17 protein-coding genes are annotated in these 19573 nt (G+C 73.7%); 6 read left to right on the forward strand and 11 right to left on the reverse strand.

All coding sequences use genetic code 11. The features are described from left to right. Positions 1-13: 13 nt before the first annotated feature. Positions 14-844: an LLM class F420-dependent oxidoreductase gene (locus tag AB0424_RS24765; RefSeq protein ID WP_366308713.1), complete on the reverse strand. Its 831-nt coding sequence runs from the start codon at positions 842-844 to the stop codon at positions 14-16. A 55-nt stretch (positions 845-899) separates the two neighbouring features. Further along, a complete protein-coding gene (locus AB0424_RS24770; RefSeq protein ID WP_366308714.1) occupies positions 900-1556 on the reverse strand; it encodes a hypothetical protein in 657 nt (218 codons plus the stop codon). A 110-nt stretch (positions 1557-1666) separates the two neighbouring features. Here AB0424_RS24770 and AB0424_RS24775 point away from each other — a divergent pair, with 110 nt between their 5' ends. Both AB0424_RS24775 and AB0424_RS24780 read left to right on the forward strand, forming a co-directional pair. Next, a complete protein-coding gene (locus tag AB0424_RS24775) occupies positions 1667-2413 on the forward strand; it encodes a GNAT family N-acetyltransferase (RefSeq protein ID WP_366308715.1) in 747 nt (248 codons plus the stop codon). Positions 2414-2535: 122 nt separating this feature from the next. Then, complete coding sequence (locus AB0424_RS24780; protein WP_366308716.1) at positions 2536-3006, forward strand: carboxymuconolactone decarboxylase family protein; 471 nt, start codon at positions 2536-2538, stop codon at positions 3004-3006. On the opposite strand, the gene AB0424_RS24785 is transcribed toward AB0424_RS24780, so the two are convergent. Continuing rightward, complete coding sequence (locus tag AB0424_RS24785) at positions 2972-3472, reverse strand: GNAT family N-acetyltransferase (protein WP_366308717.1); 501 nt, start codon at positions 3470-3472, stop codon at positions 2972-2974. The genes AB0424_RS24780 and AB0424_RS24785 overlap by 35 nt on opposite strands. 23 nt (positions 3473-3495) lie before the next feature. Between AB0424_RS24785 and AB0424_RS24790 the strand changes: the two genes are divergently transcribed. Beyond that, the gene (locus AB0424_RS24790; protein ID WP_366308718.1) at positions 3496-3954 is read left to right on the forward strand and encodes a carboxymuconolactone decarboxylase family protein; all 459 of its coding nucleotides are present in this window, start codon (positions 3496-3498) and stop codon (positions 3952-3954) included. 69 nt (positions 3955-4023) lie between these two features. After that, entirely contained in the window at positions 4024-4239 is a 216-nt protein-coding gene (locus AB0424_RS24795; RefSeq protein ID WP_366308719.1) for a hypothetical protein, read from the forward strand. 86 nt (positions 4240-4325) lie between these two features. Here the strand turns inward: AB0424_RS24795 and AB0424_RS24800 are convergent, their stop codons facing one another. The 8 genes from AB0424_RS24800 to AB0424_RS24835 form a co-directional block, all read right to left on the reverse strand. Then, positions 4326-5891, reverse strand: coding sequence for an APC family permease (locus AB0424_RS24800; RefSeq protein WP_366308720.1), 1566 nt, complete (start codon positions 5889-5891; stop codon positions 4326-4328). Between the two features lie 238 nt (positions 5892-6129). Beyond that, positions 6130-7587 carry an aldehyde dehydrogenase family protein gene (locus tag AB0424_RS24805; protein WP_366308721.1) on the reverse strand — a complete coding sequence of 486 codons (1458 nt, stop codon included), beginning with the start codon at positions 7585-7587 and terminating at the stop codon, positions 6130-6132. Beyond that, complete coding sequence (locus AB0424_RS24810) at positions 7584-9323, reverse strand: D-aminoacylase (RefSeq protein ID WP_366308722.1); 1740 nt, start codon at positions 9321-9323, stop codon at positions 7584-7586. The genes AB0424_RS24805 and AB0424_RS24810 overlap by 4 nt, the downstream gene beginning before the upstream one ends. 486 nt (positions 9324-9809) lie before the next feature. Next, entirely contained in the window at positions 9810-10934 is a 1125-nt protein-coding gene (locus AB0424_RS24815; RefSeq protein WP_366308723.1) for an LLM class flavin-dependent oxidoreductase, read from the reverse strand. Positions 10935-11046: 112 nt separating this feature from the next. Continuing rightward, a complete protein-coding gene (locus AB0424_RS24820) occupies positions 11047-11808 on the reverse strand; it encodes an SDR family NAD(P)-dependent oxidoreductase (RefSeq protein ID WP_366308724.1) in 762 nt (253 codons plus the stop codon). A 14-nt stretch (positions 11809-11822) separates the two neighbouring features. Then, positions 11823-12743 (reverse strand): LLM class F420-dependent oxidoreductase, encoded by a 921-nt coding sequence (locus AB0424_RS24825; RefSeq protein ID WP_366308725.1) that lies wholly within the window; start codon positions 12741-12743, stop codon positions 11823-11825. 213 nt (positions 12744-12956) lie between these two features. Continuing rightward, complete coding sequence (locus tag AB0424_RS24830; protein WP_366308726.1) at positions 12957-14105, reverse strand: hypothetical protein; 1149 nt, start codon at positions 14103-14105, stop codon at positions 12957-12959. 441 nt (positions 14106-14546) lie between these two features. Further along, entirely contained in the window at positions 14547-15764 is a 1218-nt protein-coding gene (locus AB0424_RS24835; protein WP_366308727.1) for an amidohydrolase family protein, read from the reverse strand. A 154-nt stretch (positions 15765-15918) separates the two neighbouring features. Between AB0424_RS24835 and AB0424_RS24840 the strand changes: the two genes are divergently transcribed. Then, complete coding sequence (locus tag AB0424_RS24840; RefSeq protein ID WP_366308728.1) at positions 15919-18978, forward strand: BTAD domain-containing putative transcriptional regulator; 3060 nt, start codon at positions 15919-15921, stop codon at positions 18976-18978. A 223-nt stretch (positions 18979-19201) separates the two neighbouring features. After that, positions 19202-19405, forward strand: a complete 204-nt coding sequence (locus AB0424_RS24845) for a hypothetical protein (RefSeq protein ID WP_366308729.1) — start codon at positions 19202-19204, stop codon at positions 19403-19405. Positions 19406-19573 lie beyond the last annotated feature (168 nt).

Below are 19573 nucleotides of genomic sequence, written 5' to 3' on the forward strand. Positions count from 1 at the left end.
CCCCCGCCCGCGCTCAGAGGTACCGCGCGTAGGCGTCCAGGACGCCCAGCACCTCCGCCTCGTCGCCCGGCGGGAGCTGCAGGACGACCTCCTCGCAGCCGAGCTCCGCGTAGTGCGCGAGCTTGCCGGGGCTGGGGAGGACGGCGTACGGGACGAGCTGCAGGGACTTGGGGTCGCGTCCGGCCCGCTCCCAGACCTCGCGCAGGACGGGCAGGGACTCGCCGAGGCCGCGGCCGCCGATCGGCATCCAGCCGTCGGTCTGCGCGGCGATCCGGTCGAAGAGCCGGGGGCCGGCGGCGCCGCCGAGGAGGATCCGGGGGGCGCCGCCCACGGGCTTGGGCCAGGCGTGCGAGGCCCGCACCGAGTCGCCGGTCCCGCCCGTGTACGCCGTGGGTTCGGGGGCCCACAGGGCGCGCATCAGCTCCAGCCGGTCGCTGGTGAGGGTGCGGCGGGTGGACCACTCGACGCCGTGGTCGGCGGCCTCCTCCCGGTTCCAGCCGTAGCCGATGCCGAGGGTGAGGCGGCCGCCGGAGAGGTGGTCGAGGGTGGCGATCTGCTTGGCGAGCGCGATCGGGTCGTGCTGGGAGAGCAGGGTGACGCCGGTGCCGAGCCCGAGCCGTTCGGTGACGGCGGCGGCCTGGCCGAGGGCGACGAAGGGGTCGAGGGTGCGGCCGTACTCCCGGGGCAGCTCGCCGCCGACGGGCCACGGTGTGGTCCGTTCGACGGGGATGTGGGTGTGCTCGGGAAGGTAGAGCCCGGCGAAACCGCGCTCTTCGAGCTCGCGCGCCAGCCGCACCGGGGTGATGGTCTCGTCGGTCAGGAAGATCGTGGTCGAGATCCGCATACGGGCACGGTAGGGCGTGGAGCCGGGATTTCCGAGAGGCGGGACGGACGGACCGTCAGGAGCGGGCCGGGTCCACGGCGCGCTGCTCGGCGGCCAGGTCGCCGTAGCCGCCGTGCTCCCAGACCTTCTCGCGGAAGCGCTGGAGGGTGAGCGGGGTGCGGTCCTCGCCGGGGGCGTCCTCGAAGTGGACGGTGCCGCAGCGGTGGCAGTACCAGCCGTGCGACCAGAGCTCCTCGGCCCGGTGGCGGCGGCGGGTGACGCGGGTGAAGGCGGCCCGGCGGCGCGCCGCCACGGCGAACGCGACGACGGCGGCGGCGAACGCGAGGGCGGAGATCCAGCCGAGGAACGCGTAGGCGGGTGGATCGGCGGGTACGTCCTGCGGCGGCAGTTGCCAGCCGCCGAGCCCCGGCGGCTCGTGCGCGGGGTCGTCGCGGAACCACTTGCCGGCGAGGACCCCGCCCAGGAAGGTCCCGACGGAGACGGCGCCCGCGAGGACGCCGAGGCAGCCGATCCCGTACGTCGGCGGCGCGGGCACCGGCGCGAGGGCGTCGGAGAGGCCGGTGGTCACGGTCCGCGTGACGGTGCGCAGGTCGCCGTCGCGGTTCCGCTCCCGGCGGGTGACGGCGTCGCGGCCCGCGAGGTACACGGCGGGCACGGCCTGCACCAGGTCGTCGCGGTCGCAGCCCGGACAGGCGTTTCTCGTACGGCTCACGGCTCCCCCTCGTCATCCGGTCGCGCTTGATGACGTGGTCATGCCCGAGCGTGGTTCCGGTGCGCCGAAAACCGCCTGCGCCGCCCCTCGCCTCCCCCTACCGTGGCCGGGTGCTGAAGCGAATCGAGACGTACTACGACGCCGTTCCCCGTTCCTCCGCGCGCGCCGAGGAGTTCGGGCCGCTGACCCTGTTCGTCCAGGAGGGGCAGGGCTGGCCGTACTACGCGCGCCCGGCCCTGGGCCACGAGGGCGAGGTGGGCGTCGGGGCGGTGGAGGCCGTACGGGCGCGGCAGCGCGAGCTGGGGGTGCCCGAGGCGTTCGAGTGGGTGGCGGAGACGACGCCGGGGCTGCGGGCGGCCGTGGAGGCGAGCGGGCTCACCGTCCACGAGCACCCGCTGATGGTCCTGGAGGGCGACGGGGTCGCGGTGCCGGAGCCGGACGGGGTGGCCGTGCGGATGGTCGGCGCGGACGATCCCGCGCTGGCGACGGCCGTCGCCGCCCCGTTCGCGGCCTTCGGCGCGGCCCCGCAGCCGGGCACCGCGGAGCGGATCGCGGAGCGCATCGACGCGGGCCTGACCCGGCTCGCGGCGGCCCTCGAAGGCGGCCGGGCCCTCTCGGCCGGCCAGCACCAGCCCGTCGGGGCGGTGTCCGAGGTCGTGGGCGTCGGCACCGTGCCCGCGGCGCGGCGGCGGGGCCTCGGCCTCGCGGTGACGGCCGCCCTGGTCGCGGACGCCCGGGCCGGGGGCGTGGAGCTGGTGTTCCTGACGGCGTCGGACGCGGACGTGGCCCGGCTGTACGGCCGGCTGGGCTTCCGGACCGTCGCGACGGCCCTGATCGCCGAACCGGAGGAGGCGTAGACGCAGGTCAGGGCCGGTCTCGAAATTTCCTCGGAAAAAGTTCGCGCGAGCTGTCACATCGTCCTCGTCCGCTCCGTCAGTGCTGTGAAAGCGAAGACGAGAGACGCTGAGGAGCGATCACCATGGCGCTGCACGAGCCCAAGGCCCGCATGACGAACCCCGCCTACGTCCTTCCCGACGCCGCGCCGGCGATCATGAACCTGGTGAAGGCCGCGCGTCAGGGGGGCGTCGAGGAGTCGACGCTGGAGCTCGTGCACCTGCGGGCCAGCCAGATCAACAACTGCGGCTTCTGCGTCGACTTCGGCGCGAAGAGCGCCAGGAAGGCCGGCGTGAGCGACGAGAAGCTGTTCGCCGTCGCCGCCTGGCGCGAGGCCCCGTTCTTCTCCGACGAGGAGCGCGCGGCCCTCGCGCTCGCCGAGGCCGCGACCCGGCTCGCGGACGCCACGGACGCGGTGCCGGACGACGTCTGGGACGCGGCCGCCGACCACTACGACGAGAAGCAGCTCGCCTCGATCGTGCTGATGGTCGGGATCACCAACCTCTTCAACCGTCTCAACGTCACCGTCCGGCAGCCCGCGGGCGCGGCGGTGTAGCCGGCGCACCGCCGCGCGGCCGCCGCACCATCAGCACGTCGACCGGGTCCTCGGACACGAGGGTGAAGCCCTCCCGTTCGTAGAGCCGGCGGGCGGCGCTGCCCTGCAGGACCACGAGGCCGACGGGCTCCTCCGTGCGGTCGGCGCGGTCCAGCAGGGTGCGCAGCACCGCCGTCCCGAGGCCGCGCCCCTGGACCCCGGGGGCCAGGTAGAAGTGCTCCAGGCACAGCCCCTCGCCGCTCTCGTCCGGGCGCACGGTCACGCATCCGGCGAAGGCGCCGTCCACCTCGACGACCGAGGTGTGCTCGGGCGAGAAGCCGTCCCGGAACCGCTGCCGCACCCGGTGCTCGTCGTAGCGGCCGAGCCGCTCCAGGTCCTCCCGCATCACCTCCGCCCGCAGCTCGGCGATGACCTCCACGTCAGCCGTCCGGACCGGGCGGAGCGACCAGTTCGTTTCCCCGTACATGCACGCATCCTAAGGAGCTCCCCATGACCGCTCGCATCCCGAACCCCGCCGTCGTCCTGTCCGACGTCGGCCCCGCGATCTTCCAGCTGATCAAGGCCGTGCAGGCCGGCAGCGACGTGCCCTCCAGCACGCTGGACCTGATCCACCTGCGGGCCAGCCAGATCAACAACTGCGGGTTCTGCGTGGTCGGCGGGGCGCAGAAGGCGCAGAAGGACGGCGAGACCGCCGAGCGGCTGCACGCCGTGGCGGCCTGGCGGGAGGCGCCGTACTTCACCGACGCGGAGCGGGCGGCGCTCGACCTCGCCGAGCACGCGACGCGGCTGGCGGACCGTCCGGACGCCGTGCCGGACGCGGTGTGGGAGGAGGCCGCGCGCCACTACAACGAGCAGCAGCTCGCCCAGATCGTGGCGTGGCTCGGGGTCACGAACCTCTTCAACCGGCTCAACGCGACGACCCGCCAGCCGGCCGGCCAGTCCTGGTAGCCGGCGGCGGAGGCGGAGGCCGCGGCCGGAGGCAGTAACCGGACCGGGGGCGTCCGCGTTGGTGCGGGCATGAAGAGGATCCTCACCGCAGCAGCCCTGACCTGTCTCGCCGCGACCGGCGCAATCGGTGCCGCCGGCACCGCCACGGCCGACACCGGCGGCATGAACCTGCCGTCCGTCGTGCCGCTGAGCGGCGTCCTGACCCCCAAGGCGAAGCCGGCCGGCGGCCCGGACCTGCCGCCGGCCAACGCGGCGGTGGAGCGGCTGCTGCCCGGCCGGCACTGAGCGGCACCGCGGGAGCACGAAGGTGGCGGGACCCCCCACGGGCCCGCCACCTTCGCGTTTCTGGGGACGCGGACGCGTCCGCGCCGTCAGTCGGCGACGACCAGCGAGGGGGTCTCCTTCGTCAGGACCTCGCCCCGGAAGAACGCCGGGCTCCTGCGCTGCATGACCAGCATGACCACCACGCCGAGGAGCAGCAGGCCGACGCCGATCACGAAGACCGAGCCGACGCCGAGGACGGCGGAGCCGGAGCCGTAGGCCGGGTCCCACATGTCGTAGAGCGTCTTGCCGAAGACGGCGGTCAGCATGAGGCCGCCGAGCGCCGGCAGGACGCCCTTGAAGGCGAGGTCGCGGGCGGAGCGGAAGAGCTCGCCGCGGAAGTACCAGACGCAGGCGAAGGCCGTCAGCGCGTAGTAGAAGCAGATCATCAGGCCGAGGGCGTAGATGGTGTCGACCAGGACGTGCTCGCTGACGAGGGTCATCACCGTGTAGAAGGCGCCGGTGGCGACGCCGGCGACGATGGTGGCCTTGCCAGGGGTCTTGAAGACCGGGTGGACCTTGGTGAAGGACTTCGGCAGCGCCTCGTACGTGGACATCGCGAGGACCGTGCGGGCGACCGGGATGAAGGTCGTCTGGAGGCTCGCGGCGGCCGAGGCGAGGACGGCGACGAAGAGCAGGATGCCGAGACCGGGGCCCATGACGGGGCCGGCGAGGGCGGCGAAGACGTTGTCGGAGGTCTCCGGGTTCGCCAGGCCGAGGCCCTGGTCGCCGGAGCCGACGACCATCTGGGCGGCGACGCCGGTGGCGAGGTAGGAGCCGACCAGGACGACCATCGCGATGAGCGCGGCCCGGCCGGGGGTCTTCGCGCTGCCGGTGGTCTCCTCGTTGGACGCCATGCAGGCGTCCCAGCCCCAGTACATGAAGATCGAGAGCGAGAGTCCGGCGGTGAAGGCCGCGAAGGACTGCACCGCGAAGGGGTTCATCCAGGACCAGGAGAAGTCGACCGAGGTCTCGAAGGAGCCGGCCTTCGACAGGGCCATCCCGATGAAGACGGCGAGGACGACGAGCTGGAGGCCGACGAGGGTGTACTGGAGGCCCTTGGTGGCCGTCATGCCGCGGTAGCTGATCGCGGTGGCGACGGCGATGAGCGCGAGGCAGGTGAGGATGTGGACGGCCTTGTTGTCGTCCAGGGCCGCGAGGGAGTCGCTGCCGCTGATCTCGCCCGCGAGGAGCCAGAAGTAGGAGGTCGCGACGCCCGCGAGGTTCGACAGCACGATGATCGTCGCGATCACCAGGCCCCAGCCGCACATCCAGCCGATCTTCGGCCCGAACGCCTTCACGGTCCAGGTGAACGAGGTGCCGCAGTCGGGCATGACCTTGTTGAGCTCCCGGTACGCGAAGGCGACCAGGAGCATCGGGAGGAAGCCGGCCAGGAAGACGGCGGGCATCTGCAGGCCGACCTCGCCGGCGGTGGAGCCGAGCGTGGAGGTCAGGCAGTAGACGGGCGCGACGGTCGAGATGCCGATGACGGCGCTGCCGAGGAGTCCGACGGAGTTTCCGCCGAGGCCCTTGGTGCGCACACCAGGGGCGCCGCTCGGGGCGTCGGAGCCCCTTACCGTGTCTCCGGCCTGCGGCCGCACGTCCACCTGAGTCATGAACAGGACGTTAAATGCTGCGGTTTCCATATCCGGAAGATCAGAGTCCGCTCACTTGATCGATCATCGCCTTGCATTGGACGGGTCGAAAGGTGCACTCGCCAATGATTGAAAGATCGACCACCCGCATGAGCCGACCAACCGGTAGGTCGGCCCACGCGTGTCCGATATGCGGGAACCGCAGCACTGTCCCGAATGTCCGTTTACAAATTTTCCCGAGGAATTTTCCGGGCGGCTCTCACCCCGGCCAGACCACCGCCTGCAGCTCGCTGTACGCGTGCAGCGCGTACGAGCCCACGTCCCGCCCCACACCGCTCTTCTTGAAGCCGCCGAACGGCGCCTCCATGTTCCGGCCGATGGTGTTCACGCCCACCCCGCCGGCCCGCAGCCGGGCGGCCACGCGGAAGGCCCGGGCCACGTCCCCGGACCAGACGTAGTCGATCAGGCCGTAGTCGCTGTCGTTGGCCAGCGCGACGCCCTCCTCCTCGTCGTCGAAGGGGACGACCACGACGACCGGGCCGAAGATCTCCTCCCGCACCACCCGCATCTCGTTGGTGCAGTCGGCGAGGAGCGTCGGGGCCACGTAGAAGCCCTTCGCGAAGTCGGGACGCTCGCCGCCCGCGACGACCCGGGCCCCCTCCTTGCGCCCCAGCTCCACGTACGCCTCCACCCGGTCGCGGTGGGCCGCCGAGATCACCGGTCCGACCACCGTCCCCTTCTCCGCCGGGTCCCCCACCTTCATGAAGGCCAGATAGCCGGTCAGCTTCTCGACCAGCCGCTCGTACACCCCGCGCTGGGCCAGCACCCGGGTCGGGGCGGTGCAGATCTGGCCGCTGTAGAAGGCGAAGGTCGTCCCGATCCCCGTCACCGCCGCGTCCAGGTCCGCGTCGTCGAAGACCAGCGCGGCGCCCTTCCCGCCCAGCTCCATCAGCTGCCGCTTGAGCGCACGGCCGCAGACCTCGCCGATCGCCTGCCCGACGGCCGTGGAACCGGTGAACGAGACCATGTCGACGTCCGGGGAGTCCACCGCCGCCTCGCCGACCTCCCGTGCCGATCCCGTCACGACGTTCACCACGCCCGCCGGGACCCCCGCCTCCTCCAGCGCCCGGGTCATCGCGTACACCGAGAGCGGATCCTGCGGGGCGGGCTTCACCAGGACCGTGTTCCCCATGGCGAGCGCCGGGGCGATCTTGCCCGCCGGGTTGGCCCAGGGGTTGTTGTACGAGGTGATGCAGGTGACCACGCCGACCGGGCGGCGGACGGCCACCGCGCCGAACACACCGGCCCGCCCCATCGGCCCCGCCTCGTTGATCTGCGGCGGCAGCGCCTGCTCGACCGGCTCCATCGCCCCCCGCGCGTACCGCCGGAAGCGGGAGGCGCCGACCGCGACCTGCATGCCGCGGGCCGTGCCGGTGGTGGCACCGGTCTCGGCGCGGGCCAGCAGCGTGTTCGCCTCTGCGTCGCGGGCCATCAGGTCCGCGGCCCGGTCCAGGATCGCCGCCCGCTCCTCCGGCCGGGTGCGCGACCAGGTCCCGAACGCCTCACGGGCCGCCGCGGCCGCCTCGTGCACCTGGGCGCGGGACGCCTCCGGGGCGAGGCCGACGACCTCCTCCGTGGCCGGGTCGATCACCTCGTAGTGCCCGCCGGCGGGCTCGACCCACTCGCCGCCGATGAAGAGCCTCTCCGTACGCGTCATCGCGTCGCCACCGTCCTCGTGTCCCGTCCGGAGCGCAGCACCTTCCCCGGGACCGCGCCGGTCACCTCGTCGTCCCGTACCGTCTCCACGCCGTTGACCCGGACCGACACGATGCCCACCGCGCGCGAGTCGAGCCGCGGGCTGTCCCCCGGCAGGTCGTGCACGAGGGTCGCCGGGCCCGCGTCGATCCGCTCCGGATCGAAGAGGACGAGGTCGGCGTGGAAGCCCTCCTCCACCCGGCCGCGCTCGCGCAGCCCGAACAGACGGGCCGGATCGTCGCTGAGCATCTTCACCGCGCGCTCCAGCGGCACCAGCCTCCGGCCGCGCAGGCAGTCGCCGAGGAACCGGGTCGTGTACGGGGCTCCGCACATCCGGTCCAGGTGCGCGCCCGCGTCCGAGCCGCCCAGCAGGACGTCCTCGTGGTCCCAGGTCTCCCTGCGCAGCTCCCAGGAGGCCGGGTCGTTGTCGCGGGGCATCGGCCACAGCACGGTCCGGAGGTCGTCGTTGGCGCAGATCTCGACGAGGCACTGGAAGGCGTCCTGGCCGCGCTCGGCGGCGATGTCCCGCACCACCCGGCCGGTCAGGCCCCGGTTCTCCCGGCTGTACGTGTCGCCGACGACGTACCGGCCGAAGTCCGCCAGCCGCCGGAAGACCCCCGCCTCCCTGGAGTCGGCGCGCCGCAGCATCTCCGCCCGCACCCCGGGGTCCCGCAGCCTCGCGATCCGCTCCGGGACCGGCAGGGCGAGGACCTCGCCCCAGCCGGGGATGAGGTTGAGCGCGCAGAAGGTGCCGAGGGACATGTTCATCGGGGTGAGGATCGGCATGGTGAGGGCCACGATCCGGCCGCCGGACTTGCGGGCCCGCTCGGAGGCGGTCAGCTGGCGCGGCACCCGCTCGGGGACGGCCGCGTCGATGGTGAGGACGTTCCAGTTGAGGGGCCGGCCGGCGGCGGCGGTCATCTCCACGAAGAGGTCGATCTCGGCGTCGGAGAACTGGTCGAGGCAGCCCGCCAGGATGGCCTCCAGCTGGGTGCCCTCGTGCTCGCCGACCGCCCGAGACAGCGCGATCAGCTCCTCGGGCCCCGCGTGCCGGGACGCCACCGGGGCGCCGTCGCCGTCCGAGTGCGTGGAGGACTGCGTGGTGGACAGCCCCCAGGCCCCCGCCTCCATCGCCTCCTTCAGGAGCGCGACCATCCGGTCGAGCTGCCCGGGCGACGGCTGCCCGCCCACCGCGTCCGGCCCCATCACGTACCGGCGCAGGGCGCAGTGACCGACCATGAAACCCGCGTTGACCGCGATCCGGCCCTCCAGGGCGTCCAGGTACTCCGCGAAGGACGACCAGCTCCAGTCGACGCCGTCCTCCAGGGCCGCCAGCGCCATGCCCTCCACCTTCGACATCATGCGGCGGGTGTAGTCGGCGTCCTCCGGCCGGTCCGGATGCAGCGGCGCGAGCGTGAAGCCGCAGTTGCCGCCGGCGACCGTGGTCACGCCGTGGTTCATCGACGGCGTCGCGTACGGGTCCCAGAACAGCTGGGCGTCGTAGTGCGTGTGCGGGTCGACGAAACCGGGGGCCAGCACGAGGCCCGTCGCGTCCTCGAACGTCCGCGCCTCCTCCCCCACCGTGCCCGGCTCCGCGACGACGGCGATCCGTCCGTCCCGGATCCCCACGTCGGCCGTGAAGGCGGGGGCGCCCGTGCCGTCCACGACGGTGGCGCCCTTGATCAGATGGTCGAGCATGGCGGTCCCTCTCTCTCCGTGCTGTCCGTGGACGCGGGTGTGCCCCGGACCGGGGGCCGCCGCGGAACGGCCTCCGGCCGGGGCCGATACGGGGCGGTGGTCCGGGAAGACACCCCCCGCGCTCATCTGTTGCGGTCCCGCCGCCCGCGACCGGGCCGGGCCCCGCCCGCTGCGGGCATTCGCTCCGCCGGGCGGTCCGGTGCCCCCCCCGTTGTGGGCAATCGTTCCGCTGGGGCGGAACGGGTGGGCACAACGGACGGCGCCCCCTGCCGGGCCTAGGCTTCCGCGCCCTGGGCCCGCACCCCATGCGCGGCGCACCGCCGGTGCGGGTCCAGGCACAAGGGGCGCAGGCGCGGCCGAGCGCGCCGTCCCGTGTGCCCACCCGTCCCGCCCCAGCGGGACGATTGCCCACACGGCGGGGGGCGGGCCCGGGGCCCTGGCCCGGTGCGGGCCCACCCGGGCGGAGGCACCGGGTAGGGGCAGGGGTCAGTTGCCGGCGGACTGGCGGAAGCGGGTGGTGCGGTGGACGGGATCGGTGTCGATCTTGGGGATGACGTGCTCGCCGATGAGACGGATCGAGTTCATCGTGTCCTCGTAGGAGATCCCGATGGGGAGGCCGAAGGAGAGCTGGTCGGCACCGGCCTGCTCCCAGCGCTTGCACTGGGCGAGGACCTCGGAGGGGTCGCCGCAGATCATGAGCTCCTCCTGGATGAGGAGTTCGATGATCTCGGCGGAGTACTCGGGGAGGAGCTCGGGCCACTCGGGGACGCCCTCGGGCCGGGGGAAGGTGTCGTGGTAGCGGAAGAGCAGGGACTGGAGGTAGTTGAGGCCGCCGCCGACGGCGATCTCGACGGCCTTGTCGTGGGTCTCGGCGCAGATGGCGGTCGAGGTGACCATGACGTTGTCGTTGACGAAGTCGCCGACGGCCTTGGCCTCCTTGATGGCCGTCTTGTACGAGTCGAGGACCCACTCCATGTCGGAGACCTTCTGCACGCTGAAGCCGAGGACGCCGAGCCCCTTCTTGCCGGCCATGGCGTACGAGGGCGGGGAGCCGGCCGCGTACCACATGGCGGGGTGGGACTTGCCGTACGGCTTGGGCAGCACCTTGCGGGGCGGAAGCGACCAGTGCTTGCCCTGGAAGCCCACGTACTCGTCCTGGAGCCACATCTTGGGGAACTCGGCGATGGTCTCCTCCCACAGCTCCTTCGTGTGGTTCATGTCGGTGATGCCCGGCATGAACCCGAGGATCTCGTGGGAGCCCGCGCCGCGGCCGGAGCCGAACTCGAAGCGTCCGCCGGAGAGGTGGTCGAGCATGGCGACCTTCTCGGCGACCTTCACCGGGTGGTTGACCGGCGCGAGGGGGTTGAAGATGCCGGAGCCGAGGTGGATGCGCTCGGTGGCGTGGGCGAGGTAGCCGAGGTAGACGTCGTTGGCGGAGAGGTGCGAGTACTCCTCCAGGAAGTGGTGCTCGGAGGCCCAGGCGTACTTGAACCCGGACTTGTCCGCCTGGATGACGTACTCGGTCTCTTCCATGAGGGCCTTGTGCTCGGCTTCGGGATCGGTCTCGGCGCGCTTGCCGACGTATCCCTGTACGAAGATCCCGAATTCCAAGGGGGTTCACCGTCCTCATCGTTTCTGACGATCCGTCAGATCTGTGATGTGCCCGACTGTCGCACCACGGGGTGGGTGCGTCAATACCTGACGGCTCGTCAGGTCAGTGCTTTCAGAACAGGCTCACGCCCGCGAGCCAGCCTCCGTCGATCACGAACGGCTGCCCGGTGATGTACGCGGACTCCTCGCCGGTCAGGAAGAGCGCGAGGGCCGCCACCTCCTCCGGGCGCCCGATCCGCCCCAGCGGCACGAGCGTGCGGTACAGCTCCGCCGTGGCCGCCGGGTCCACGCCCTCCGGGTTGCTCATCGCGGTGTCGATCGCCCCCGGGCAGACCGCGTTCACCCGGATGTTCCGCGCGGCCAGCTCCAGGGCGGCGACCCGGGTGAGCCCGAGGACGGCGTGCTTGGAGGCCGCGTACGCCCCGACCCCGGCCATGCCGGTCAGTCCGGTGTACGAGGCGGTGTTGACGATGGTCCCGCCGCCGGCCGCCGCGATCTCGGGTGCGACCGTGCGGATGCCGAGGAAGCAGCCGGTCTGGTTGACCGACACGATCGCCTGGAACTCCTCCAGCGGGGTGGAGAGGAGCTCGTTGAAGCGGAGGATGCCGGCGTTGTTCACCAGCCCGTCGATCTTCCCGAACCGCTCCTTGGCGGCGGTCACCGCCGCCGCCCACTCCTCCTCCCGGGTCACGTCCAGGTGGACGTAGGCCGCCCGGTCCTCGCCCAGCTCCTTGGCCAGCGCCTCGCCGGCGTCGTCGAGGACGTCCCCGAGGACGACCCTCGCCCCCTCGGCGGCGAAGAGCCGGGCCTCCTGCTCGCCCTGCCCGCGCGCCGCGCCGGTGACGAGGACGACCCGCCCGTCGAGCTTGCCCATGCCTGCCACGCTCCTCAGTTCAGATGGGGGGCGACCTCCGTGCCGAAGGCCGCCATCTGGTCGGTCAGTTCGCCGCGGCTCCGGGACCGGAACCGCACCTGGATCTGGTGGACGCCCATCTCCCCGTACGCCCGCAGGGAGGCGGCGAGCTCCTCCGGGGGCCCGGTCAGCGTGCGCCGGCCGACGGACCAGCCGGGCGTGCCGACGTAGAGCGGCTCGGCGATCGCGCCGACGGTGAAGGGCGCGGTGACGCCGGCCTCGGCCCGCAGCCGCAGCAGCGACCGGATCTGCTCGGCGAGCCGGTCGCGCGGGTCGCCCTGCGGAAGCCAGCCGTCGCCCCTGAGCGCGGCACGGCGCACGGCGGCCGGCGAGGAGCCGCCCACCCAGAGCGGGACGCGCTCCTGCGCGGGCCGGGGCAGCTGCCCCAGGTCCTTGAAGGCGAACCGCTCCCCCAAGTGCTCGGGGTACTCCTCCGGGCCGAGCGCCGCCCGCAGCGCGTCGAGGGTCTCGTCGAGCACGGCGCCCCGCCGGGCGAAGTCGATCCCGAGCGCCTCGAACTCCTCCTGGACGTGCCCGGCGCCGACCCCCAGGACCAGCCGGCCGCCGGAGAGGTGGTCGAGGGTGGCGTACGCCTTGGCCGTGACGAGCGGGTGGCGCAGCCCGACGACCGCGACGTGCGAGAGCAGCCGGACCCGCTCGGTGGCGGCGGCGAGATAGGAGAGCGTGGCGACCGGGTCGTACCAGACGGTGCTCATGGCCCCGGCGAGCCGCCGGGGGATGGCGACGTGGTCGCAGCTCGCGAGGTAGTCGAATCCGTGGTCCTCGGCGGCGCGGGCGACGGCGAGGAGGTCGGCGGGCCCGGCGCCCGCCTCCCAGGGCTCGGCGTAGATCGCGCTCTGCGACTGGACCGGCAGCTGCATCCCGTAGACGACCACGAAGAACCCTCCTCGACCCCGGGCACACGGCCCTGATCTGACGCACCGTCACTTATGCGAGCAGGGCCCATGCTCGTACCTGACGCTCCATCAGGCAAGGGGTGGGGAGGAGCCGGCGGCACGACGACGCCCCCGCCCGGGCAGCGGGGAGCTGCCCGGGCGGGGGCGGATCTTCGTCCTCGCCCTCCGGTGCGCCGGGAGGGCCGGACGCCGTCAGGCGCCGTCCGTCGCGCCGGACGCCTTCGCGTGGCGCACCAGGGCCGAGGCGGCCAGGCAGACGATGCCCACGGCACTCAGGAGCGCCAGTGCCTTCGCCCAGGCGAACGTGGTGCCGAGACTGTCGCTCAGCAGCTCGACGGTGCGCGCGCCCGCGACTCCGTGCACCGCGATGACGAAGACGGCGGTACCCGCGGCCGCGGCCCAGGCGATCAGGGTGTCCCTGGCCGCGAGCCACACCGCGCACGCCAGGCAGAGCACCGTGACGACCACGGAGAGCGCCTGGGCGTCGCCGCCCGAGCGCAGGCCCGCGAGATCGGTCGGCAGATGGATCAGGCCGCAGGCGAACAGCGCGAGCGCGGCGGGCCAGCGCAGCACGGACCGCAGTGCGGGAGTGGCGACATGGCTGGGGCTCGCCGCCAGCCCGCCGTCCAGGGCGGACCTCCCGCCCCTGGCGGCGCCCCGGCCGGGCTTCTTCGCGACGGTCGCGGCGGCCGCGGCCGGGGCGGCCGCCCCGCCGACGCGCGCGCGGCCAGGCTTCCCGGGTGCGGCGTTCGGCTTCGCCCCGGCGTCCGCACCCCCGGTGGACCGCCGGTCGCCGCCGTCGGCGCCGAGGATGCCGACGAGCCGGACCACGTCCTCGATGGGCCTGCCCACCGCCGCGGCGCGCAGGGTGGTCTCGGCCTCGTGGAGGTCGTAGCCGGACGCGTTCAGCAGCACGAGCAGGCGGCGCACCTCGTCCAGCGGGCGGGTGACGGCCGCCGCGCGGAGCGCCACGTCGGCGGGGCTGGCGAGCTCGCCGGACTCCTGGAGGCGGGCCACCAGGGCGGCGACCTCCTCCACCGGCCGCTCGGTCGCCGCGGTCCGCAGGAGCGTGTGGACCGCCTCGTCGCCGGCCTCCTCGCGGGCCGGCGCCTCACCGTCGGGTCGGGGCGGCGTGGCGCCCGATGCCTCCGCCGGCTTCGGGACCTCGGCGGCCTTCGGGACCTCCGCCGCCTTCGGGGACTGCGGGGCCTGCGAGGTCTGCGGGGCCTGCGGGTTCTGCGGGGCCTGCGACGCTTCCGGGGCCTGCGGGGCGGTGACCCCGGGAGCCTCGGGACCGTGTCCGGCGGCCTGCGGCCTCGGGGCGGAGGGCGGCCCGGTCACGAGGGGAACCGCCGCCGCGACGGGGGACTTCGGTGCGGCGGGGGGCGCCGTCGCGGCCGGGGACCCCAGCTCCACCGGCGACGCCGGCGGCCGGTCGGGGAGGGGAGGTTCGTCGAGCGTCGGGGACGGGGGGACCACCGGCTCGCGGGACGGCCCCGGGCGGGGCTCTGCGGTCGGTTCTATGCCGTCGGGTTCCGTGTCGTCGTCCGCGGAGTGAAGGTGCGGGAGGGGGTGGGGGGTCATGTCACAGGCTCCGTTCGTGGGCACCCCGAAGGGCGTCCACTGGCTTTCTCGTGATGTGCAAGAAGCGCACACTTGATTACCATTTGCGCGCACTCGATCACCCTCCGCCATCAGGGGAGCCGCCCACTGGGCCATCCGGGCGACGGAACGGCCGGGCTCCCCCGCCGAAGGAGGGAAGCCCGGCCGCGGGACGCGCGACTAGGGCCGCCACAGCCCTTCCGGCGTCAGTCCCAGCAGGCCGATCGCGTTGCCGCGGACGATCCGCTCGACGACCTCCGGGGGGAGGTGGCCCATCTGGGCCTCGCCGACCTCGCGGGACTTGGGCCAGGTGGAGTCGGAGTGGGGGTAGTCGGTCTCGTAGAGGACGTTGCCGGCGCCGATGGCGTCGAGGTTGCGCAGGCCGAAGGCGTCGTCGAAGAAGCAGCCGAAGACGTGGTCCGCGAAGAGCTCGGACGGCGGGCGCAGCACCTTCTCGGCGACCCCGCCCCAGCCGCGGTTCTCCTCCCAGACGACGTCGGCGCGCTCCAGGATGTACGGGATCCAGCCGATCTGCCCCTCCGCGTACATGATCCGCAGGTTCGGGAAGCGCTCGAACTTCCCGCTCATCAGCCAGTCGACCATCGAGAAGCAGCAGTTCGCGAAGGTGATGGTGGAGCCGACCGCCGGCGGGGCGTCCGCCGAGGTGGACGGCATGCGACTGGAGGAGCCGATGTGCATGGCGATGACCGTCCCGGTCTCGTCGCACGCCCGGAGGAACGGGTCCCAGTGGTCGGTGTGGACCGAGGGCAGCCCGAGGTGGGGCGGGATCTCCGAGAAGGCGACGGCCCGGACGCCGCGCGCCGCGTTGCGCCGCACCTCGGCGGCGGCGAGCTCGGGGTCCCAGAGCGGGATGAGGGTGAGCGGGATCAGCCGGCCGTGCGCCTCGGGCCCGCACCACTCCTCGACCGTCCAGTCGTTGTAGGCGCGGACGCAGAGCAGGCCGAGCTCGCGGTCGGACGCCTCGGTGAAGGTCTGCCCGCAGAAGCGGGGGAAGGTCGGGAAGCAGAGCGCGGACTGGACGTGGTTGACGTCCATGTCGGCGAGCCGGTCGGGCACGGAGTGGGAGCCGGGCCGCATCTGCTCGTAGGTGATGACTTCGAGCCGTATCTCGTCGCGGTCGTAGCCGACGGCGGTGTCGAGCCGGGTGAGGGGCCGGTGCAGGTCCTCGTACACCCACCAGTCGCCGACGGGCCCGTCGTCGCCCTTCGCCCCCATGACCGGGGCGAACCTGCCGCCGAGGAACGTCATCTCCTTCAGCGGGGCGCGGACGATCCGGGGTCCGGTGTCGTGGTACCGGGACGGGAGCCGGTCCCGCCAGACGTGCGGGGGCTCCACGGTGTGGTCGTCCACCGAGATGATCTTCGGGAAGGTCTCCATGTCCTTCACGGTAGCGTTGATCTGACGGTCCGTCAGCTGTCAGGGCGGTGCCGGCTCGCCCGGCGGCGGTACTGCGGCCCACCCGATGCTGACGGGCCCCTCCGGACAAGGCAGACTGTCCTGGGCGAAACCAGCGGTACGGGCAGGGGGAGCGATGGACCGTGAGAACGGGCCGCGAGTTCCGGTGCAGCGGGCTCCGAAGACGGGCCCGGCGGCCACGGACGCGGCGACCGCGGACGCGGACGCGTCCCCGGGTGCGACCACACCGGCCGGCGGGACGACGGCCGCGGACACCACGACGGCCGGGGAACCGGCCCCCGGCCGGCTCCGGTTCGCCGTGCTCGGACCCGTGCGGGCCTGGCGGGACGGCGAGCCCGTGCCCACCGGATCACCCCAGCAGCGCGCCCTGCTCGCCGCCCTCCTCCTGCGCGGCGGCCGGACCGCCACCGCCCACGAACTGATCGACGCGCTCTGGGGAGAGGAGTCCCCCTCCCAGGCGCTCGCGGCCGTGCGGACCTACGCCTCGCGCCTGCGCAAGGCCCTCGACCCCGACGTCCTGGTCAGCGAGTCCGGCGGCTACGCCCTGCGCACCCCAGCCGCCGCCCTCGACGTCACCACCGCCCGGCAACTCGCCGCCGAGGCCGAGAAGCTGAGGGCCGGCGGCGACCGGGCCGGCGCCCGGGCCCGGCTCGCCGAGGCCCTGGACCTGTGGGACGGCGAGGTGCTCGCCTCCGTGCCCGGCCCGTACGCCGACACCCAGCGCACCCGCCTGGAGGAGTGGCGGCTCACCCTCCTGGAGACCCGGCTGGACATCGACCTGGAGGTCGGCGCCCACGCCGAGGCCGTCGCCGAACTGACCGCGCTCACCGCCGCGCACCCGCTGCGCGAGCGGCTCCGCGAGCTGCTCATGCTCGCCCTCTACCGCAGCGGACGACAGGCCGAGGCGCTCGCCGTCTACGCCGACACGCGCCGGCTCCTCGCCGACGAACTCGGCGTCGACCCCACCCCCGAACTCGCCCGGCTCCAGCAGCGCATCCTCCAGGCCGACGCCGAACTCGCCCGCCCCGTCGAGGAGGCCGCCCCGGCCGCCGCGCCCGTCGCCCGCCCCGCCCAGCTGCCCGCGACCGTCCCCGACTTCACCGGCCGCGCCTCCTTCGTCCGCGAGCTCGGCAGCAGGCTCGCCACCGCCGAGGGCCACGTCATGGCGGTCTCGGCCCTCGCCGGCATCGGCGGCGTCGGCAAGACCACGCTCGCCGTGCACGTCGCCCACGAGGCCCGGCCGCACTTCCCGGACGGCCAGCTCTACGTCGACCTCCAGGGCGCCGGAAACCGCGCCGCCGCGCCCGAGACGGTCCTCGGCTCCTTCCTCCGCGCCCTCGGCACCCCGGACGGGGCCATCCCCGCCTCCCTCGACGAACGGGCCGCGCTCTACCGCTCCACCCTCGACGGACGCCGCGTCCTCGTCCTCCTGGACAACGCCCGCGACGCCGCCCAGATCCGGCCCCTGCTCCCCGGCACGGCGGGCTGCGCCGCGCTGGTCACCAGCCGGATCCGGATGGTCGACCTGGCGGGCGCCCACCTCGTCGACCTCGACGTGATGTCCCCGGAGGAGGCGCTCCAGCTCTTCACCCGGATCGTCGGCGAGGAGCGGGTCCACTCCGAGCGGGAGGCCGCGCTCGACGTCGTCGCCGCCTGCGGCTTCCTGCCCCTCGCCATCCGCATCGCCGCGTCCCGCCTGGCGGCCCGCCGCACCTGGACGGTCTCCGTCCTCGCCGCCAAGCTCGCCGACGAGCGCCGGCGCCTCGACGAGCTCCAGGCGGGCGACCTGGCCGTCAAGGCCACCTTCGAGCTCGGCTACGGCCAGCTCGAACCGGCCCAGGCCCGCGCCTTCCGCCTGCTCGGCCTCGCCGACGGCCCGGACATCTCCCTCGCCGCCGCGGCCGCCGTCCTCGACCTTCCCCTCCGGGACACCGAGGACCTCCTGGAGGCACTCGTCGACACCTCCCTCGTCGAGTCCGCCGCCCCCGGCCGCTACCGCTACCACGACCTCGTCCGCCTCTACGCGCGTGCGTGCGCGGACCGCGACGAGCAGCCGCCCTCGGAGAAGGAGGCCGCGCTCTCCCGCCTCCTCGACTTCTACCTCTCGACGGCCGCCCGGGTGTACGCCATCGAGCGCCCCGGCGACCGCCTCGTCGACCACCTCGCCCCCACCGCCTACCAGGGCCTCGCCTTCACCGACCGCCACACGGCCGAGGACTGGCTGTACGCCGAGGCGAACTGCCTCCTGGCCGCCGTCCGCCAGTCCGCGTCCTCCCCGGCCACCCTGCGCCGCGGGGTGGACCTGCTGTGGGCCTCGCTCGACCTGGCGGAGTCGGGCGCCAACTCCCGGGAGTACGAGGCGGTCGCGCGGGCGCTGCGGAAGGCGGCGGACGCGGCCGGCGACGTCCGCGCGGAGGGCCGCGCGGCGCTGACCCTGGCCTACGTCCACCACCACCAGGGCCGCTTCGACCAGGCGGAGCAGGAGGCCGAGGACGTCGTCCGGATGGCCCGGTCCGTCGACGACCCGCTGCCCACCTGCTGGGCCTCGAACGCCCGGGGGGCCATCGCGCTCTACCAGACGCGCTACGAGGACGGGGACCGACATCTCACCCTGGCCATAGACGAGTTCCGCCGGGCCGGCGACCGGGCCGGCGAGGCCGCGGCCCTCTGCAACCTCTCCCGCATCCGGCTGGCCACCGGCCGGCAGGAGGACGCCGCGCGGATGGCGCAGCAGGGCGTCGACATGTACGACGAGATGGGGCACGCCCTGCGGGGAGCGAACGGGCGGTACGCCCTGGGTCTCGCGCTCACCCAGAGCGGACAGCTCGCGGCGGCCGGGGAGCGGCTGCGCGAGGCGCTCGCCGTCTTCATGGACTGCCGCCAGCGGCTGTGGGAGGGCATGAGCCTCTTCCGCATCGCCGAGGTGGACATCGCGGCCCGGCGCTACGGGGCGGCGGCGGCGTGCGCCGAGAAGGCGCTGACGGTGCTCCGGGGCATCGGCGGCGACTGGCGCAGGGGCCAGGTCCTCACCGTGCTCGGCCGGGCGCTCGCGGGCATCGGGCAGTCGGGCCGCGCCCAGGTGTGCTGGCAGGAGGCGCTGGACATCTACGAGGAGCTGGCGGTGCCGGAGGCGTCCGAGGTCAGGGCGCTGCTGGCGGCGCGGGCGGCGGCCTGAACCCGGGTGCCTCCGGGGGCCGTTCATCATTCGTTTATCGCGGCCCGGCAGAGTTCTCCTCATCGATCCGTCGCGTCGGGGGGCAGGCGGGTCGCCGGTGAGGTCATCACCCAGGGGCACTAGGGTGAGCGGCCCAGCGGAGCCCGCCCGACCGTCCACGGGGGAACAGCCGGGCGGGCTCCACCCACCAGCACGCGAAGCCACGATTCAGGAGGGGACCGCCATGGGCGACTTCGACGCCAAGGACCCGATCATCAAGCCGCAGGACCTGCACGCCACGGGCGGCGGCGAGCAGATCGTCACCAAGGACCTGCACGCCACGTCCGAGCCCGCGAACGCGATCGCGGACAAGATCCTCACCCGCGAGCAGAAGCCGCCGGTGGCCACCACGGACGACCTGCACGCCACGTCCGAGCCGGCCAACTAAGCCATTCCCGACGGGGAGAGGCCGCGGCGGCGCCATCGGGGGAGCCGCCGGGGCCGACCGGGGAGGTCCGGCCGACGGGGGAGCACACGGGCTCGGGGGACGCCCGGCGGAACCAGGGGGGATCCGTCCGGGCAGGGCCCGTGCGCGACGCGGTCGGACCACCGCACG

The sequence above is a fragment of the Streptomyces sp. NPDC051180 genome, assembly GCF_040689545.1.
Lineage (GTDB): Bacteria > Actinomycetota > Actinomycetes > Streptomycetales > Streptomycetaceae > Streptomyces.

Bases quoted from the DNA above. Each gene is read 5' to 3' on its own strand.
- AB0424_RS24790 (WP_366308718.1), top strand. From the start codon at position 3,496: ATGACCGCTCGCATCCCGAACCCCGCCGTCGTCCTGTCCGACGTCGGC.
- AB0424_RS24840 (WP_366308728.1), top strand. From the start codon at position 15,919: ATGGACCGTGAGAACGGGCCGCGAGTTCCGGTGCAGCGGGCTCCGAAG.
- AB0424_RS24785 (WP_366308717.1), bottom strand. From the start codon at position 3,472: ATGTACGGGGAAACGAACTGGTCGCTCCGCCCGGTCCGGACGGCTGAC.
- AB0424_RS24845 (WP_366308729.1), top strand. From the start codon at position 19,202: ATGGGCGACTTCGACGCCAAGGACCCGATCATCAAGCCGCAGGACCTG.
- AB0424_RS24765 (WP_366308713.1), bottom strand. From the start codon at position 844: ATGCGGATCTCGACCACGATCTTCCTGACCGACGAGACCATCACCCCG.
- AB0424_RS24800 (WP_366308720.1), bottom strand. From the start codon at position 5,891: ATGACTCAGGTGGACGTGCGGCCGCAGGCCGGAGACACGGTAAGGGGC.
- AB0424_RS24795 (WP_366308719.1), top strand. From the start codon at position 4,024: ATGAAGAGGATCCTCACCGCAGCAGCCCTGACCTGTCTCGCCGCGACC.
- AB0424_RS24835 (WP_366308727.1), bottom strand. From the start codon at position 15,764: ATGGAGACCTTCCCGAAGATCATCTCGGTGGACGACCACACCGTGGAG.
- AB0424_RS24805 (WP_366308721.1), bottom strand. From the start codon at position 7,587: ATGACGCGTACGGAGAGGCTCTTCATCGGCGGCGAGTGGGTCGAGCCC.
- AB0424_RS24780 (WP_366308716.1), top strand. From the start codon at position 2,536: ATGGCGCTGCACGAGCCCAAGGCCCGCATGACGAACCCCGCCTACGTC.
- AB0424_RS24810 (WP_366308722.1), bottom strand. From the start codon at position 9,323: ATGCTCGACCATCTGATCAAGGGCGCCACCGTCGTGGACGGCACGGGC.
- AB0424_RS24820 (WP_366308724.1), bottom strand. From the start codon at position 11,808: ATGGGCAAGCTCGACGGGCGGGTCGTCCTCGTCACCGGCGCGGCGCGC.